Origin of the sequence: Streptomyces turgidiscabies Car8 (assembly GCF_000331005.1) — a bacterium.
GTDB classification, from domain to species: domain Bacteria; phylum Actinomycetota; class Actinomycetes; order Streptomycetales; family Streptomycetaceae; genus Streptomyces; species Streptomyces turgidiscabies.
Window position 1 is genome coordinate 1 of the sequence record NZ_AEJB01000666.1, and the last position, 863, is coordinate 863.

Consider the following 863-nt stretch of genomic DNA (forward strand, 5'->3'; position numbering starts at 1 on the left):
GTCCGGTGACGCAGCCGGCCCCGGCTCCGGCGGCCCGTCAGGAACAGCGCAAGAAGGGCTTCTGGAGCTCCTTCCTGGATGTGTTCCGGCTCTGAGTGTTCTGGACGCTCTGTGCGCTCTGTGCGCTCTGTGCGCTCTGTGAGCTCTGAGTTTTCTGGGTGAATCCCGGGTGCTGAGCGCCCTGTGTCCGAGGTCGGCCTCGGGCGCAGGGCGCTCACCCGTTTTCGCCGGGCAGCCGCTCGAACTCCGCCAGGGCGTGCGTGAGCCACTGGGTCCAGAAGGTCTCCAGATCGATGCCCGCACGCAGGACCAGGTGCTGCAGGCGGTCCTGGGGGGTGTCGCGGCCGGGCTGGAAATCGCGCTTCTCGAACTCCTCGTACTCGGCCAACTGGCCCTGGTGCAGGGCGAGATGACGGCGCAGGTCGGCCTCGATGCCCTCCGTGCCGACCACCGCCGACGCGCGCAGGCGCAGCAGCATCGTGTCGCGGTACGGCTTCGGGTCCTGGGACGCGGCGGTCCAGCGGGCCAGTTCGGCGCGGCCCGCGGGCAGGACCTCGTAGCTCTTCTTCTGCCCGCGGGTCGGCTGCTCGGTGGGCAGGGCGCGGATGTGTCCCTCGGCCTCCAGTTTTCCCAGCTCGCGATAGATCTGCTGATGCGTGGCCGACCAGAAGTAGCCGATCGACCTGTCGAACCGGCGGGTCAACTCCAGCCCAGAGGACGGCTTTTCGAGCAGGGCGGTGAGGATCGCGTGCGGGAGGGACATGGCTCAATCCTAGGGAGCGGTGGTGGTGGCGGTGCCGGCTGACCCGTGCTCGTGCGCTCGTACGGCGGGCGCTGTACGGCCGTCAGAGTGCCGCCGCCAC

At 69.3% G+C, this 863-nt stretch carries 1 protein-coding gene; it reads right to left on the bottom strand.

All coding sequences use genetic code 11. The features are described from left to right. Positions 1–214 precede the first annotated feature (214 nt). Positions 215–763, bottom strand: a complete 549-nt coding sequence (locus tag STRTUCAR8_RS46515; protein ID WP_044474078.1) for a PadR family transcriptional regulator — start codon at positions 761–763, stop codon at positions 215–217. Positions 764–863: the final 100 nt, after the last annotated feature.

Coding starts and splice junctions, on each gene's coding strand:
- STRTUCAR8_RS46515 (WP_044474078.1), bottom strand. CDS start 763: ATGTCCCTCCCGCACGCGATCCTCACCGCCCTGCTCGAAAAGCCGTCC.